This is a genomic window from Sphingopyxis sp. Root1497 (assembly GCF_001427085.1).
Taxonomy (GTDB): Bacteria; Pseudomonadota; Alphaproteobacteria; order Sphingomonadales; family Sphingomonadaceae; genus Sphingopyxis.
In genome coordinates, this window is sequence record NZ_LMGF01000005.1 from 698,971 (window position 1) to 713,617 (window position 14,647).

A 14,647-nucleotide genomic window follows, 5' to 3' on the forward strand; every position below is an offset into this window, starting at 1 on the left:
AGGTCAGGGATGGTCGAGGCGGGTCTCGACGCGGATGAGCGATACCGCGGTGCGTCGCGGCTGAACGATCATGAAGTGGGCCGCGACCGCGATGTCCTCGGCGCGAAGCATCTGATGCTTGCCGATCAGTTCCTTCTGCTTCTCGGGCGGGAATTCAGGATATTGGAAGTCGGCACCGGTAAACCCGGGCTCGATCAGTCCGACCTTGATATCCTGCTCCGCCATCTCCTTGCGGAACGACTGGACGAAGCCCTGTATGCCGCTTTTCGCCGCGACGTAGATCGAGCTGCCCGGACCGCGCGATACCGCTGTCATCGATCCGATCACGATGATGTCGCTGCCCGCCGACATGCAGCGCGCCGCTTCCTGGGCGCAGACGAGATAGGCGGTGAAGTCGGTCTCGAGCTGGTAGCGCGCCTCACTCTCGCCCGCGTCGGCAAGCGCCGCCGCCGGGACGGCGGCGTTGATCACCGCGATGTCGATTTCGCCGAGAAAGTCTCGCGCTGCCGCAAAAAACCGGTCGACATCTTCCGCCACCGAAAGATCCACATTGATCCCGTCGCCTTCGCCCACTTCGCGGACGCGCTGCAGCGCATCGTCCAGATGTTCGGGGGTACGGCCGCAGATGAACACTTTGACGCCGTAACTTGCCAGGAGGACCGCGATCGCGCGGCCGATCCCGGTCGTGCCCCCGGTTATGATCGCCCGCCGGCCCTTGATGTCGGGAGCCTCGGTGTGCGCGTCGGCTTCATCGATCATGGCTTTTCCTCGAAGGTCGCGGAGACGGGATCGGCTCTCGTTCGCGCTGTCGGCGCGGCGACGACCCAATAGGGATTGTCATCGTCGGCCTTGAGCAGGCTGCAGAGCGGCGCGCCGTCGACGAACAGCCGTGCGGAGCGGCCTGCCGCTTCGCCGGCGGCGATATCGAGCGCGCTTGCGGGGCTCGCCGCCTCGAAGAGGAGGCGCTTCTCGAGGCCGATATGATCTTCGTCATAGTGCAGCATGAGCGTCGGCTTGCGTGCGGGCGCCGGGCCGTCCGATGTTCCTGCCGCGACTTGGCCGGTGACGGGAGCGTTCATCGTCAGCCCCTCAGTAAGCTGGCGGATCGCTGCTCGGGAAGGATTCGTCGGCGGCCTGGTCGACGCGGTCCCACTCACGCCTTACCTCGTCGCGCATGCCGTCCGGTCCCGCCGAGCGGGTCTGATCGAAATTTTCGGGATGCGTCTCGCCGTCGGCGAAGGCCGCCGAATGGCCGTCGTCCTTCGCATCGGCCGGCGCCTGCTTGCGCGTGAACCATAACAGCGCCCCGAGGACGCCGATACCGAGAATTTTTCCGAACCCCGACGAACGGCGGGGCGCCGTCATTGCGTGTGCCATGTCTGTCTCCAGCTTGAGAGAAAATCCAGGAGGCTGAAAGGGCAACGGGGGGGCGGCCTCAAAGTTGCCGCGGCGCCGCTCCGATTAACAAATGTTGCGCTGTTTGTACCGGGCGCGCGTGGCGGACGCCTCACTTCCAGCTGAGAAGGAGGCTGCCATTCGCCGGAACGAGGAAATCGAGGCGGTCGCCGCTTTTCCCGTCGGGCCGGATCGCATCGCCGTCCGCTGCGGCGACGCGTATCGCGGGAAGCTCGCCCCGGCTCTTCCGGACGAAGCTGAGCCGGGCCGTGCAGCCTTCGCCGCCGTCAAGGCGAAGCGAGAGCCGCGTTGGCGCCATGCGCTCGAGGGCACGGACGAAATGATCGCAATAAAGGTCGAACGGCGCGCCGTCGACGCGGTGAAAGGCGCGGGTCGCGAAGATGAACGCGGCCCCGGCGCCGTAGATTTCCTGCCCCACCTGCCCGGCGGGTTGACCGTCGGCATAAAGATCCTCGACGGGGAAGGAGAGGGCGGGATCGATGCGTCCGTTACCGGGGCGCTGTTCGTCTGAGACGGCCTCGGCGGGCAGCGCGTCGGGATAATAATACCAGGCCCGATCGAGCGCATAGCGGCAATATTCCGAAATCAGCATGCGGGCCGCAGGCTCGAGGTCGGGTCCGCTGTCGGCAAGATAATGTTCGAAAGCGGCGAAGCTGTCGAAACATTCGTAGATCGCCATATAGGGTGCGTCCTGCAGACAGGTTGCGCCCAGAAAGTTGCGGTGATGGACGGCGAGGCCGATCTCGCTTTCCCAGATCTCGGTGTGATGAAAGAAACTGGCGAGATAGACATAGCTCTGCTCGCGGTAGACGTCGCGGCCGGTGACCCGCCACAGGCGCATGCAGGCGGCGGCGCCCCAGGCGGTGAGGTTGGCTTGATAATTGATGTCGAAACCCAGACCGACCGCGGTGTCGATCGCGGCGCATGCCTCGTCGAGATACAGCTTCTCGTCGGTGAGCTCGAAAGCCTCGAGCATCACCCAGGCATAGATGCCGCCGACATCGGTCTGGCCGCGCCCGTCGGCTCCGGCGGTTTCGGTGATGACCGAGAAGTCGGCGATCTTGTACTGGATCGGCCATTTGTAAGCGAAATGCCGCGGTGCGCGGATCGCATAAGGAAGCGATTTCACAAACAGCCGCCGCGCCTTCGCGTCGCCATCGAGAGCGAGTTTTCCGAGGTTCAGCAGCGGGTGGTAGAGATACCAGCTGTCGACGGCGTCGGCATCCTTGTCGTCACCGACATTGGGCAGATAGCGGCGCAGCGTCTCGAGCTTCGGATCGTAAAATTTGCCGAGGCCGGCCTTGAACTCTTCCTCGAGGGGATGAACCTCGCCGCGCCATTTCCCCCAGTCGTGCAGCGCCTGCACGATCGACATCTGGACCATGGCGTCCGGATATTCGGCATCCGTATAAGGGTGCACGTACCGATGACCATAATGGCGCACGGTCGCCTCCGGCGCGGCGTCGAGGTGCCGCGCCGTCCGCGCGGCCCTCTGCCGCCAGTCGCGATATTCGGTCGGCGGCAGGGACAACGAGCGATAGACGGCGCCCAGCATCTGGAGAAATCGCCGCGCGCTGTCGCGCTCGTCTGCCGGAGAGCCGTCGCGGACGACGAGCCTCGCATCGCTCAGCGTATAAGTGATCCCGGGCGCCAGCGGCGCGGCTTCGTCGGCCGTGTGGAGCGTCTGGCCGGGAAGGCGGAAGCCCAGCCCCGGCCAGATGCCTCCCACCGCGGCATCCGGATTGGTGCCAGTCGCCTGGAAATAGGGATTGAGCGCCGTGAAATCCTGGAAATAGAAAAAGGTACCGAAGGCGGGGTCGGTTAGTTCGCCGTAGAGGAGCCCGGCGTTGAGACCGCGTTGCACCGCCTCGACGGTGCCGCGGGTCCCCATCGGATCGTCCTGGGCGTCGAACGGAAAGAGATCGCGCGCTCCGGGCGGAAGGAGCAGCGGCGCCGAGGGGCGGAGTGTCGAGACAAGGCGGAGGCAGGGGAGCGGCCCGGGTCGCGCCTCGAGCGCGACCTCATGCGCGCCGATCGCACTTTCGACATGCACGCGGGCGAGCTCGCCGCCCGCGCGCTTGACGCGGCGGACCTTCGCCGCGCCGGGCCACGAGGCCGCGCGCAGGGCGACGCCGCCGCTGTCGGCGCGCCGGACGAACAGCCAGAGCGCTTCGCCGCCCGCAGCAAGTTCGACGGAGAGGTCGTCGATCCTCTGCGAGACGATCGGAGTAGCGGCCGCGAGCTCACCGCGAACGCGAACGAGATCGGGCGTCAGCGGCGTGTCGCGCCGCGTCTCCACGCGCTGGTCAGTCACCGAAACAGGCCTTGGGGACATGGGTGATCCGACAGGCAAGATCGGCTTCCCCCGACGCGACGACATATTGATCGCCGCCGTCGGCGATGCCCGTCGTGAAGACGACATCGCGTATATAGAGCTTGTCTTCGAGCGGACGCGTAAGCTCGGGGTTCGCCTCGAGGAGCGGCCGGTGATCGGTGCGGAGGACGACCGAGGGATCGTCGAGATCGAGGAGCGACCAGTAGGTGCGGTAAATGCCGACGATTTCTTTCGGCTCGACCCCATGCCAGAGCGTGAGCCATCCCGCGTCAGTACGGATCGGCGGGGTGCCGCCGCCGATGCGCGCGGTCGCCACCGTGTCGGCATGCGGACGGATGCCGGGGGCCTCATGAGGCTTCCAGTGCAGCGCATCGGGTGAGGTCGCGAGGTTGATTGAGGGCCCCGCCCGCCACTTCGATCCCGGCGGGTAGGCGAAATAGAGATCGCCGAGCGGCCGCGTCTGCGCCCAGTAGCGGCCGTCGATCAGGCCCTCGAAGATCAGCATGTCCTTGTTCTGATGATCGAGAACGATCCCCTCGAAGACCCAGTCGAGGCCGTTCGCCGAACTGTAGAGCGTCGTCGAGTGGCGCTCGGGGCTCACCGAACAGGTGGTCATCAGCCAGCGCCTTCCGACCCGGCTGATACGCGCGTCCTCGACGCCATAGCATTGGAAATCCGCGCCCGGATCGACCGCCTTGTCGTAATGGACGGCAACGATCTCGAGCCCGTCGGGCGAGAGCTCGACGGGAAGCAGCCACGAAAGCGAGGTTAGTGCCATGACCCGCCAGCTACCGCCGCGCACCATGAACTTTCTGGGATCCGACGTATCGCAAAGCTCGAGCGGCCAGCTATCGACCTTGTAGCGCCCAGCCTCCCACCGGATCGAATGGACATGACCATCCTCGATCGGGGCCCGGAGCGCCTCGGCGACGCGCACCATCATCAGGAGATTGCCCGAGGCGAGGCGTAGCAGGCCCGGGTTGAAAGCCCCGAGCACATAGGTCTCGCGGCCGAGCTGACCCGCGAGCGGCGAGCGCGACAGATCGACATCGTCGGGGCCGAAGACCAGCCGATCGGTCGCGAATTGCATGAGTACCGCTCCTTCGCTGCGGTCGGTCAGCGTGCCGGCTTGGAAGCCGGTTTCGCTGCCGGAGCGGATACCGCCTTGCGCGATGCCGATGTCCCGGCCGCCTCCTTCGTTCCGCCTTTTGCGTCGAGGTCGACGCCGGCTTCACGCGGCCAGTGCCGAAGCGCCACGCAGGCATCCAGGAAGGCGGTGACATCGCCAGGTTTGGCCAGCGCGATGCAGGCCTCGTCGAGCTTGTCGGCGAGGCCGGCGGCCGCGAAGAGCGGCGCCGCTTCGGCGCTATGGCCGATAAATTTGCAATGCGCGAAGGCGTCGCTGACGAAGTCCTTGGCCGCCGCATCGCCTGCGAGCAGCGCCGCCCCGTCGTCGCTCGGGAGAAGCGCGACCGCGTCGAACAGCACCGACGGCCCGCCGTCGATCTTGTGCCGGCCCGCGACGCTCGTGCCGTCCGAGAGCGTGATCCCGCCGATCTTCGGTGCAACGAGTTCCCAGACAGCGCCGGCGGCGTCGACCGCCTTGGTCAGCGCCTTGAAGACCCGCGCATTCGCGCCGTCGGTCGCGAGGATTCCGAGCTTGCGTCCGGCGAAGCTCGCCGGGCCGTTGAGCAGGATACTGAGCGGCCGGGAAGGGGGAAGGTCGGCGAGCGGCTTTGTTGCGGCATTGGCGGGCGCCGGAAGGGGCAGCCCCAGGCCATCGGCCACCGTAGCTGCGAGGCCGCGGTCGATATGGAGGAGATGCGATACGGTGCGGGCGCGAATGTCGGGGCGTTCGACCTTCGACAGCTCGAAGACAAGCGCGTCGCCGATATGCTTCTGCTCGATCGGGGTCTGGCTCACGAAGAATTGCCGCGCCTGGCTATAGTGGTCGGCGAAGCTCTCGGGGCGGATGCGGCGCTTGGCGCCTTCGGCCTCTTCGGCGAAGCTCGCAAAGCCGCGCGCGGGATCCTCGCGCGGGCCGCCGTCCGTCGGTCCCCAACTGTTCGGCTCGTAATTGGCGCGGCCGACGGGGTTTCGCATCGCCATATGACCGTCCTGCTGGAAATGCGCCATCGGGCATTTCGGCGCATTGATCGGGATATGGGTGAAGTTCGGGCCTCCGAGCCTTTTGATCTGCGTGTCGAGATAGGAGAAATTGCGGCCCTGCAGCAGCGGATCGTTCGAGAAGTCGATGCCGGGGACGATGTTCTGGGTGCAGAAGGCGACCTGCTCGGTCTCGGCGAAGAAATTGTCGACGACGCGGTCGAGAACGAGGCGGCCGACGGTGCGGATCGGCACCTGCTCCTCGGGGATGAGTTTGGTCGCATCGAGGACGTCGAATTCGAACTTGTCCGCAAAGGCGTCGTCGAACAGCTGAACGCCGAGTTCCCATTCGGGAAAGTCGCCGCTGTTGATTGCATCCCAGAGGTCGCGGCGGTGGAAATCGGGGTCGGCGCCGTTGATCTTGACCGCCTCGTTCCACACCACAGACTGGAGCCCCTGCTTGGGCTTCCAGTGGAATTTGACGAAGGTCGACTTGCCGTTGGCGTCGACGAGGCGGAAGGTGTGGACGCCGAAGCCTTCCATCGTGCGGAAGGAGCGGGGGATTGCGCGGTCCGACATCACCCACATGATCATGTGGAAGCTCTCGGGCATCAGGCTCACGAAATCCCAGAAATTGTCGTGGGCCGATTGCGCCTGCGGGAAGGCTCGGTCGGGCTCGGGCTTCACCGAATGGACGAGGTCGGGGAATTTCATCGCATCCTGGATGAAGAAGACCGGGATATTGTTGCCGACGAGATCCCAATTGCCTTCCTTGGTGTAGAGCTTCACCGCGAAACCGCGCACGTCGCGTGCGAGGTCGAACGAGCCTTTCGAACCCGCGACGGTCGAGAAGCGCACGAAGGCGGGCGTGCGCTCGCCGACGCGCTGGAAGATGTCGGCGCGGCTGACGTCGGCGAGGCTGTCGGTGAGCTCGAAATAGCCGTGCGCGCCATAGCCGCGTGCATGAACGACGCGCTCGGGGATACGCTCATGGTCGAAATGGAAGATTTTCTCGCGGAAATGAAAATCCTCGAGCAGCGTCGGGCCGCGCGCGCCCTGCTTGAGGCTGTTCTGGTCGTCGGCGACCGGCACGCCATGCTGGGTGGTGAGCGGCGCATGGCCGGCGCCCGCCTGATGCGTCTCGCCGCCGGTGCCACGATCCTCGCCGTAGCTCTGCATGATCGGCGCATCGGCCGGAAAGAGCGGTGCCTTGCGCGGGGACTCTCCGCCTATGTCCTTTCCTGCAATCGCAGCGGCGCTCTGCCCACGGCGCGGCTTCGGCTTCGCGGCGTCCGCGCGGGTGGAAGAGGGGGCGGTGGGGGATTTGGCCATGTCGGATCTCGCTTTGTCTGAAGGGGCGCAGCAGTTGGGCGGAACGCGGTCCGCGGGCGTGCAAGCACGCCCTCCGGACCCGGCGATGGAACGAGTTTGCGCTTTGAAAGTTGCTGCACCGGACATGCGATTAACCTCGATCATGACGATTCCGCTTCCCTTGTTGGCGGTTGCCGGGCTTTCGGATGATCGCAGTTGAGCAGGCCCGCTCACGCATTTCGGACGAAACAGGGAACGTCAGTGATGTTAACCGATCGCTTCTTGAGAGACCGTCGCGGGGTAAGCCTCGAGGCCGGCGAGCGCGCGCGCCTCGAAGCCGCCATCAGCACCACTTCGACCGTCGAGGCCCGCAAGATCATCGCGCGCGCCGGCGAATGGCTCGACCAGAGCACGCTCCTCGTCGAGGGCATCATGTCGCGCTATCTCGACGACCGGGACGGTCTTCGCCAACTTGTCGCGATCCACCTGCCGGGCGACTTTGTCGACCTCCACGCCTACCCGCTGAAACACCTCGACCATGATGTTGGTACGATGACCCCGGCGACGGTCGCGATCGTCCCGCATGTCGAGCTCGACGCGATCACCGAGGAAATGCCCGAGCTGACGCGCAAGCTCTGGTTCGCGACCTTGCTCGATGCCGCAATCCACCGTGCATGGCTCTTCCGGCTCGGCCGCCTCGATGCCATCGGCCGCGTCGCGCATTTCTTCTGCGAGACCAATGTGCGTCTCCAGTCGGCGGGGCTGAGCGACGGGCGTCAGTTCACGCTCGGACTGACGCAGGCCGATGTCGCCGAGATCTGCGGCCTGACGACCGTGCATGTGAACCGGGTCGTACGCCATCTTCGCGAGGAAGGGCTTTGTACGTTCCGCAACGGCAAGGTCGAGATTCTCGATGCCGCGAAGCTGGCGCGGCGCGGCCAGTTCGATCCCGCCTATCTCTATATCGACGATCCCGCATCTCCGCCGCTCCCAGACCAGAGGCCCCGCCGATGACCGATGATTTGTCTTCCCCCCAGCCGCCCGAGACGGAAGCGGGGATCGCCACCGCCGAAGATGGCGTTGTCCTGCTCGATGGCCCCGACGGTGTTGCGGTGACGATGACCCCGGCGGCGGCGCGCAGTACCGGCGAAAGCCTTATCGAGGCGGCGAGGCGCGCGGAAGAACAGCTCGCCGCCAGGCGGTCCTGAAGGATCGCCTGATCGCGCCCGTACGGGGGCGACGGGGCCGTCGCCCATCTGGCGCCAAGGAGCCGACGCACAGCGCGCGGCGCCGATAAACGCATTGATCGATGTTGTATCGCTGCCGTCCGGGGGAACGCGGTGATACGGCGGCGGGTTCTGCCCGGGAGCGGCGCCAGCGGGTGCCGCCCACCGAGGAGAAGCCGCACGTGGAAGAGGCCGCCGGACTGATTGCGCCTGCCGCGACGATGATCGCGGCGATGATGACGGCAGCCAATCTCGGCGCGCGCGTGACCGGCTCGGGCTTCGTCGTGTTCACTTTGGGCTCGCTCGCCTGGTCGGTCGTCGGGTTCACATCGGGCCAGACCAATCTTCTTGCGACGAACCTGTTCCTGACGCTGGTCAATCTCGTCGGAATATGGCGCTGGCTCGGCCGCCAGCGCGGCTATGAGGATGGCGCGCGGCGTGCCGCGAAGCGAAGCCGGATCGCGGCCTCGCCCTCGCTCTTCGCCGCGAGTGCGCTAGGCGGTCTTCCGGTGAGCGATATCCGCGGCGAAGTTGTCGGCCAGGCGGTCGATGCGATGATCGAATGCGAAAGCGGATGCCTCTCTTATGTCGTCGTCGCCAGCGGCGGGCTCGGCGGCATCGACGAGACGCTCCGCGCAGTGCCGGCGACGATGCTCGACTGTCATGCCGACGGGCTCGTGCTGCTGATGAGCGCTGCGGAATATGAGATGCGCGAGACGCTCGACGGCGCCGCCTGGCCTGCGCGGCCCCCACGCGGACAGGTGGCCGTGGGAGCGTCGCTCGCCCCCGCAGTGGCGGCGGCGGGCGAGGCGCCGCGGGGCGCCGGAAAGGAAGGGGCCCATGACGCGGCTCAAGGATAATGGTCTCACCATCGTGCTTCTGCTGCTGTTCGCAGCGTCGATCGTCGGCCACTGGGTAACGGGGTGGCACGTCGCGCTCGCGGACGCTGCGCGGCACCATCAGCCCGGTCTCTCGCTCTGGGCCTATGGCGGCAGTCCGCAATTCCTGTCCTCGGTGTTCGAAAACTGGGAGAGCGAGTTTCTCCAGATGTCGGCCTATGTCGTGCTGACGGCGATGCTCGTTCAGCGTGGCTCGTCGGAATCGCGGGGTCCCGACGCGCCGCTGCGCGACGCCGATCTTGCCGCGCAGGCGCGCAAGCCCGGTGCCCCTGCGGTGCTGCGCAAGGGTCGTCTCGCGCGCGCTCTCTATGCTCGGTCGCTGGGGCTGGTGCTCGCGATGCTGTTTCTTGCCTCCTTCATCCTCCACTGGACGCAGAGCGCGCGCGCGGCCGCCGAGGACGCGCGCGAGCATGGCGAAATCGCCCTTTCCACCTTCGCCTATCTCGGCGACCCCGGCCTCTGGTTCGAATCCTTCCAGAATTGGCAGAGCGAATTTCTGTCGACCGCCGTTCTGGTGCTCTTGTCGATCTTCCTTCGTCAGAAAGAGTCGCCCGAATCGAAGCCTGTCGCCGCTCCGCACGCGGAGACGGGATCGTGACCGCGAATGGCCGAGCGAACCGGCGTGCGTGTTACGGCCCCGCTGCCCCGGTGCCTGTCTCGCTGGGCGCTCGGAGCGCCGATTTAATCCTCGAACCGCGGAACGATCGCAGCGGACGGGCGTCAGTCGTTCATCGCCCCGAAGTCGGGGCCGCTTCCCCCGACCGGCGCCGGCCCCGCCGACGCTCCCCAGATGACGCCCGGCCTCTGCCCGGGCGGGAGATGATCCATGTCCAGATCCAAGAATGACCTTCCCGATCCGCTGATTCTCGCCGCCGCTGGCGCGGGCATCGCCGTGCTCGCAACCGGCGCGGCGCTCTGGCAGCGCCGTCGGTACCGCGAGAACCGAGGGCAGGAAGAAACAATCGCGACCGACGCGCCGCATTGGACACTCGACAAAACCTCCTCCCGCGCGATGTTCGGCAAGTCGGTGCTGATCAATCGCCCCCGTGCCGAGCTCTATGCGGCATGGACGCCCGAACGCTTTCCCGAATTCATGGAGAATGTGGTCGCGGTCGACGACGTCGGCGACGATGTCTCGCAGTGGACGATCAAGGCGCCCGCCGGGCGCGAGGTGACACTGGTCAACCGCATCACCGAGCGCGTCGAGGACACATCGATCTACTGGCAAAGTACGCCGGCCTCCGACATCGCGAACAGCGGCGAGGTGCGCTTCACCGACGCGCCGGCGGGGCGAGGCACCTATGTCAGCCTGATCCTCGCCTATGACCCGCCCGCCGGGAAGGTCGGGCGCCTCGCCGCCAAGCTCCTTCAGCGCGAGCCCGAAGTGCAGGCGCGGCGCGACCTTCACCGTTTCAAGCAGCTTATGGAAACGGGCGAAGTGACGACCAATGCTTCGCCCTCCGCGCGAGGCGCCGAGAGCCCTGCCGAGCCGCACATCTGAACGCCGAACCGCAGCACAATCACATCAAGGAGAAGGCCATGCGCGCCGTTACCTGGCAGGGACGCCACAAGATCAGTGTCGAAACCGTTCCCGATCCCGAAATCGTCAACCCGCGCGATGCGATCATTCGCGTGACCTCGACCGCGATCTGCGGCTCGGACCTTCATCTTTACGACGGCTATATTCCGGGCATGCGCGCGGGAGATATCGTCGGCCACGAATTCATGGGCGAAGTCATCGAGACCGGCGCCGCCTCGACGCTGAAGCGCGGCCAGCGCGTCGTCATTCCCTTCACGATCAGCTGCGGCCAATGCTTCTTCTGCGAGAAGCAGCAATATAGCGCCTGCGACAACAGCAATCCGTCCGAGACGCGCGATGCATCCGAGCTGATGATGGGTCATGCGATGGGCGGGGCGTTCGGCTATGCGCACCTTACCGGCGGATATGCCGGCGGACAGGCCGAATATGTCCGCATTCCCTATTCGGATGTCGGGCCGGTGGTCATTCCCGACGACCTTCCCGACGACGACGTGCTCTTCCTCTCGGACATCCTCCCGACCGGCTGGCAGGCGGCGGTCAACGCCGATATCGAGCCCGGCGACACCGTTGCCGTCTGGGGCTGCGGCCCCGTCGGCCTGTTCACGATACAGTCGGCGCTGCTCTTGGGCGCCGGGCGCGTGATTGCGATCGATCATTTTCCGACGCGGCTCGCGCTCGCGCGCAAATATGGTGCCGAGATCCTCGATTATACACAGGTCGACGTTCGCGAGGCGCTCGATGAAATGACCGGCGGCGTCGGGCCGGACGCCTGCATCGACTGCGTCGGAATGGAGAGCCACGGGTTTACGGCCGACAACATTCTCGACCAGGTCAAGGTCAAGATGCTGTCGTCCACGGAACGTATCCACGCCTTGCGCCAGGCGATCCTTGCGTGCCGCAAGGGCGGCCGCCTGTCGATCCCCGGGGTTTACGGCGGTTTTGCCGACAAATTCCCGCTCGGTCAGCTCATGGAGAAGGGCCTCACCGTCAAGAGCGGACAGACGCATGTCCAGCGCTATTCGGGCGATCTGCTGGAGATGATCCAGGCCGGCAAGTTCGATACCGTCTCGCTCATCTCGCATCACGCATCGCTCGAGGACGCCGCCGACATGTACCGGCACTGGCACGACGAGCAGGACCTCTACACGAAGATCGTGCTCAAGCCCGGCCTCGCAAAAGGGGCCGTCTCGGCCCGGCAGGAGATTGAACATGCCTGATCGCAAACTCGCTATCGTCACCGGCGCCTCAAGCGGTATCGGCCGCGAGATCGCCATACTCGCGGCGAAAGATGGTTACGATCTCATTGTCGCGGCCGACGAGCCGCTCGTCGACGCTGCCGCGGGTCTCCTTGCCAAGGGCGTCGAGGTCGAGGCGGTCGAAGCCGACCTCGCGACCGCTGCCGGGGTGGAACGTCTTCTCGCCGCTGCGGGCGGCAGGCCGATCGACATTCTCGTCGCGAACGCAGGTCACGGCCTCGGTCGCGGTTTTCTAGACCAGCCCGTCGACGCGTGGCGTCACGTCATCGACACCAATATCACCGGCACGCTGCTGCTGCTCCAGCCGGTCCTGAAGGCGATGGTCGCGCGCGGCGAAGGCAAGGTACTGATCACCGGCTCGATCGCCGGTCATCTCGCCGGCTCTTTTCAGGCGGTGTATAACGGCACCAAGGCCTTCGTCGACAGTTTCGCCGCGGCGATCGGCAACGAATTGAAGGACAGCGGCGTCACCATCACCTGTCTCAAACCCGGCGCGACCGAGACGCGCTTTTTCGAGCGGGCCGGCATGCTCGACACGAAGGTCGGGCAATCAGAAAAGGACGATCCCGCCGATGTGGCGAAAACCGGATGGGATGCGCTCCTCGCAGGAGAGCATGCGGTCGTTCACGGGCTCAAGAACAAGGCGCAGGTCCTCGCATCGGGCGTCCTCAGCGAAGCGGCGACAGCCGAGATGCACCGGAAGCTGGCCGAGCCGGGGTCGGGGAAGCAAGGCTGATCTGGCCGACCCGGCATCATTTGGTGAAGAGGAGACGATCATGAACAATCGCAATGACAGCAGGGATGGGGGCTCCGCCGGCGACGGGTCGTTGCCGCAAGAGCCCGTGGAACGCCGCGAGAATGTCGGGACGACGACGCCCGAGCGCTATCCCGCCGGCGAGCGCGAGGCCGGCGACGTATCGGGGGCCGCCAACCGCGGCCATCGGCGCAGCACCGGCAGCGGCCCGGTCAGCGGAAGCGGCGCGGGTGCCGGCGGCAAAGGCAATGCGGAGGATTATGACAGCGATCCGCAAGGCGGCGGCGGGCGCGCTGCCGAACCCGATACGCCCCCGCCCGGCAAGGGAGCGGACGCGCCGGTTGGCGGGAGCCGTTAGGCCCTCGCGGCGGTCGGGCGGCGCGGCGCAATCGCTCTGGCAGCGCCATACCCGGCCGTTCACTCGATCCGGTAGTCGATCGGCTTGAAGCTGCCGCCGCAGCTGTCGTAGGCCGAGCAGGCGGTGAGCCCGACGATCAGGTCGTCGAGCGCGCGAAGCCGTATGAAGTCACCGGCCTTCGTCGTCGGCGGAAGGACGCGGATCTTGCCGTCGCTGCCGACCGGCACATTCATGAACAGGTTGAACGCGACGGGAATGGCGTCGGCAGCAATCCCATATGGCTCGAGCGCTTCGGCCAGATTGCCGAAGCAGCCGCGATGAACGGGCTTGTCGGCGTAGAAATGGCGAAAGGTAGCCTCGCTGCACGGCGTCAGCAGAAAATCATGCACCCCGCAGCTATCCTCGACGATCTCGAGCAGCGCGTTTGACCGGTTCGACCACAAGCGGTTGCCGGTCGTCAGCCGGATCGTCTCTTCATAGTCGAACGTCCGCCCGTTCGAGATCGCTTCGCGGGGATCCGCCGCACGAAACGCAAGAAGGTCGCCGACCTGGCCGCCCTCGGGGTCGGTCACGCAGAGAATCTTGTCCTTGGGAAGCGTGAAGGCGACGCCGCTGCGGGGCGCGATCCGGTCGGTCATGAATGCTCCCGAACTGAGAAGGTGCGGCGGGAATGAACTAAGATGTCATGAAGCGGTTGCCGGGAGGAGGACGAAATGCGGCGAGCGAAAGCCGCCGCGCTAATCGCGCGGCGGCTTTGAAACGCCGGTTCCGAGTCTCTGTCAGGGGGCCAGCTTGCCGAGTTCGGCCCGATGCGCTTCCACCACCGGCACAATCTCTGCTGCCGCCTGCTTGAGTGCGACCGCCTCGCCCGAGGCAGCATAGCCTTGGTGCAGCGCCAGTGCCGCACCATGCGCGGTCTTCTGGTGGGCGAGATAGATTTTGTCGATGCCCGCGGCATCGGCGGCCTTGATGTCCGCCAGCATCTTCTCCTGGTCGGGAGCAAGTGTCGGTGCCGGCGCCTGGACCCCGGCGCTCGCGGCGGCCGCCTTCACTTTCGCGGTCGATTTTCCGTGATTGTCGATCATCATCTCGGCGAAGGCCCTGACCTTTGCATCTTTCGATTTGGCGAGCAGGGCTTTCGAAGATTCGATCTCCCAGAGGTCGCCGGCCCCCGCCTGCGCGACATAATCGGCCGTGCTGACTGCTTGCGCCGGCGTTGCGGCCGCCGGACCGGGCTCGGGTGCCACGACGGCAGTGTCAGCAGACGCGGCGGCTTGCTCCTCGTCGCGCGTATCGGGTCCGCCGCATCCCGCGACGATCGCGGCGATCGCCGCGGCTCCAATCCATGTCTTCATCTCGTCTCTCCTCAAATGATCTTCTGCGCTTCGGCCTCGCGGCTTTTCCGCATGCAAGACCGGGCCGCGGCGCGCGCGGCCCGGTCTTTCA

Annotated in this window: 17 protein-coding genes; 9 read left to right on the forward strand and 8 right to left on the reverse strand. The window is 65.9% G+C overall.

Going from position 1 to position 14,647, the window contains the following annotated elements:
* Window positions 1–3: 3 nt before the first annotated feature.
* From ASD67_RS17730 to ASD67_RS17755, 6 genes are all read right to left on the reverse strand, one after another.
* Window positions 4–759 carry an SDR family oxidoreductase gene (locus ASD67_RS17730; protein WP_056350108.1) on the reverse strand — a complete coding sequence of 252 codons (756 nt, stop codon included), beginning with the start codon at window positions 757–759 and terminating at the stop codon, window positions 4–6.
* Window positions 756–1,079, reverse strand: a complete 324-nt coding sequence (locus ASD67_RS17735; protein WP_056350110.1) for a hypothetical protein — start codon at window positions 1,077–1,079, stop codon at window positions 756–758. The genes ASD67_RS17730 and ASD67_RS17735 overlap by 4 nt, the downstream gene beginning before the upstream one ends.
* Window positions 1,080–1,089: 10 nt before the next feature.
* Window positions 1,090–1,377, reverse strand: coding sequence for a hypothetical protein (locus ASD67_RS17740; RefSeq protein ID WP_156377775.1), 288 nt, complete (start codon window positions 1,375–1,377; stop codon window positions 1,090–1,092).
* A gap of 130 nt (window positions 1,378–1,507) precedes the next feature.
* Window positions 1,508–3,730 (reverse strand): hypothetical protein, encoded by a 2,223-nt coding sequence (locus ASD67_RS17745; RefSeq protein WP_235535722.1) that lies wholly within the window; start codon window positions 3,728–3,730, stop codon window positions 1,508–1,510.
* A complete protein-coding gene (locus ASD67_RS17750; protein WP_056350115.1) occupies window positions 3,723–4,841 on the reverse strand; it encodes a glycosidase in 1,119 nt (372 codons plus the stop codon). The genes ASD67_RS17745 and ASD67_RS17750 overlap by 8 nt, the downstream gene beginning before the upstream one ends.
* A 26-nt stretch (window positions 4,842–4,867) precedes the next feature.
* Window positions 4,868–7,036 carry a catalase gene (locus ASD67_RS17755; protein WP_200938061.1) on the reverse strand — a complete coding sequence of 723 codons (2,169 nt, stop codon included), beginning with the start codon at window positions 7,034–7,036 and terminating at the stop codon, window positions 4,868–4,870.
* On the opposite strand from ASD67_RS17755, the gene ASD67_RS23515 reads away from it, so the two are divergent.
* The 9 genes from ASD67_RS23515 (at window position 7,035) to ASD67_RS17800 (ending at window position 13,201) form a co-directional block, all read left to right on the forward strand.
* Complete coding sequence (locus ASD67_RS23515) at window positions 7,035–7,388, forward strand: hypothetical protein (protein WP_200938062.1); 354 nt, start codon at window positions 7,035–7,037, stop codon at window positions 7,386–7,388. The genes ASD67_RS17755 and ASD67_RS23515 overlap by 2 nt on opposite strands.
* 44 nt (window positions 7,389–7,432) lie before the next feature.
* Entirely contained in the window at window positions 7,433–8,182 is a 750-nt protein-coding gene (locus tag ASD67_RS17765; protein ID WP_056350119.1) for a Crp/Fnr family transcriptional regulator, read from the forward strand.
* Complete coding sequence (locus ASD67_RS17770; RefSeq protein WP_056350121.1) at window positions 8,179–8,376, forward strand: hypothetical protein; 198 nt, start codon at window positions 8,179–8,181, stop codon at window positions 8,374–8,376. Before ASD67_RS17765 ends, ASD67_RS17770 begins: the two co-directional genes overlap by 4 nt.
* 200 nt (window positions 8,377–8,576) lie before the next feature.
* A complete protein-coding gene (locus tag ASD67_RS17775; RefSeq protein WP_327197030.1) occupies window positions 8,577–9,254 on the forward strand; it encodes a PRC-barrel domain-containing protein in 678 nt (225 codons plus the stop codon).
* Window positions 9,235–9,891, forward strand: a complete 657-nt coding sequence (locus ASD67_RS17780) for a DUF6766 family protein (protein WP_056350125.1) — start codon at window positions 9,235–9,237, stop codon at window positions 9,889–9,891. Before ASD67_RS17775 ends, ASD67_RS17780 begins: the two co-directional genes overlap by 20 nt.
* 228 nt (window positions 9,892–10,119) lie before the next feature.
* Window positions 10,120–10,794, forward strand: coding sequence for an SRPBCC family protein (locus ASD67_RS17785; protein WP_082545150.1), 675 nt, complete (start codon window positions 10,120–10,122; stop codon window positions 10,792–10,794).
* A gap of 38 nt (window positions 10,795–10,832) precedes the next feature.
* Window positions 10,833–12,050: a zinc-dependent alcohol dehydrogenase gene (locus ASD67_RS17790; RefSeq protein WP_056350127.1), complete on the forward strand. Its 1,218-nt coding sequence runs from the start codon at window positions 10,833–10,835 to the stop codon at window positions 12,048–12,050.
* Complete coding sequence (locus ASD67_RS17795) at window positions 12,043–12,825, forward strand: SDR family NAD(P)-dependent oxidoreductase (RefSeq protein ID WP_056350129.1); 783 nt, start codon at window positions 12,043–12,045, stop codon at window positions 12,823–12,825. The genes ASD67_RS17790 and ASD67_RS17795 overlap by 8 nt, the downstream gene beginning before the upstream one ends.
* 40 nt (window positions 12,826–12,865) lie before the next feature.
* A complete protein-coding gene (locus ASD67_RS17800) occupies window positions 12,866–13,201 on the forward strand; it encodes a hypothetical protein (protein ID WP_056350130.1) in 336 nt (111 codons plus the stop codon).
* A 59-nt stretch (window positions 13,202–13,260) separates the two neighbouring features.
* Here the strand turns inward: ASD67_RS17800 and ASD67_RS17805 are convergent, their stop codons facing one another.
* The gene (locus ASD67_RS17805; RefSeq protein ID WP_056350133.1) at window positions 13,261–13,839 is read right to left on the reverse strand and encodes a DUF1989 domain-containing protein; all 579 of its coding nucleotides are present in this window, start codon (window positions 13,837–13,839) and stop codon (window positions 13,261–13,263) included.
* A 141-nt stretch (window positions 13,840–13,980) separates the two neighbouring features.
* Window positions 13,981–14,556, reverse strand: a complete 576-nt coding sequence (locus ASD67_RS17810) for a DUF4142 domain-containing protein (protein WP_082545151.1) — start codon at window positions 14,554–14,556, stop codon at window positions 13,981–13,983.
* Between the last annotated feature and the right edge of the window lie 91 nt (window positions 14,557–14,647).

Bases quoted from the DNA above. Each gene is read 5' to 3' on its own strand.
- ASD67_RS17730 (WP_056350108.1), bottom strand. From the start codon at position 759: ATGATCGATGAAGCCGACGCGCACACCGAGGCTCCCGACATCAAGGGC.
- ASD67_RS17735 (WP_056350110.1), bottom strand. From the start codon at position 1,079: ATGAACGCTCCCGTCACCGGCCAAGTCGCGGCAGGAACATCGGACGGC.
- ASD67_RS17740 (WP_156377775.1), bottom strand. From the start codon at position 1,377: ATGGCACACGCAATGACGGCGCCCCGCCGTTCGTCGGGGTTCGGAAAA.
- ASD67_RS17750 (WP_056350115.1), bottom strand. From the start codon at position 4,841: ATGCAATTCGCGACCGATCGGCTGGTCTTCGGCCCCGACGATGTCGAT.
- ASD67_RS23515 (WP_200938062.1), top strand. From the start codon at position 7,035: ATGATCGGCGCATCGGCCGGAAAGAGCGGTGCCTTGCGCGGGGACTCT.
- ASD67_RS17755 (WP_200938061.1), bottom strand. From the start codon at position 7,036: ATGCAGAGCTACGGCGAGGATCGTGGCACCGGCGGCGAGACGCATCAG.
- ASD67_RS17765 (WP_056350119.1), top strand. From the start codon at position 7,433: ATGTTAACCGATCGCTTCTTGAGAGACCGTCGCGGGGTAAGCCTCGAG.
- ASD67_RS17770 (WP_056350121.1), top strand. From the start codon at position 8,179: ATGACCGATGATTTGTCTTCCCCCCAGCCGCCCGAGACGGAAGCGGGG.
- ASD67_RS17780 (WP_056350125.1), top strand. From the start codon at position 9,235: ATGACGCGGCTCAAGGATAATGGTCTCACCATCGTGCTTCTGCTGCTG.
- ASD67_RS17785 (WP_082545150.1), top strand. From the start codon at position 10,120: ATGTCCAGATCCAAGAATGACCTTCCCGATCCGCTGATTCTCGCCGCC.
- ASD67_RS17790 (WP_056350127.1), top strand. From the start codon at position 10,833: ATGCGCGCCGTTACCTGGCAGGGACGCCACAAGATCAGTGTCGAAACC.
- ASD67_RS17795 (WP_056350129.1), top strand. From the start codon at position 12,043: ATGCCTGATCGCAAACTCGCTATCGTCACCGGCGCCTCAAGCGGTATC.
- ASD67_RS17800 (WP_056350130.1), top strand. From the start codon at position 12,866: ATGAACAATCGCAATGACAGCAGGGATGGGGGCTCCGCCGGCGACGGG.
- ASD67_RS17805 (WP_056350133.1), bottom strand. From the start codon at position 13,839: ATGACCGACCGGATCGCGCCCCGCAGCGGCGTCGCCTTCACGCTTCCC.
- ASD67_RS17810 (WP_082545151.1), bottom strand. From the start codon at position 14,556: ATGAAGACATGGATTGGAGCCGCGGCGATCGCCGCGATCGTCGCGGGA.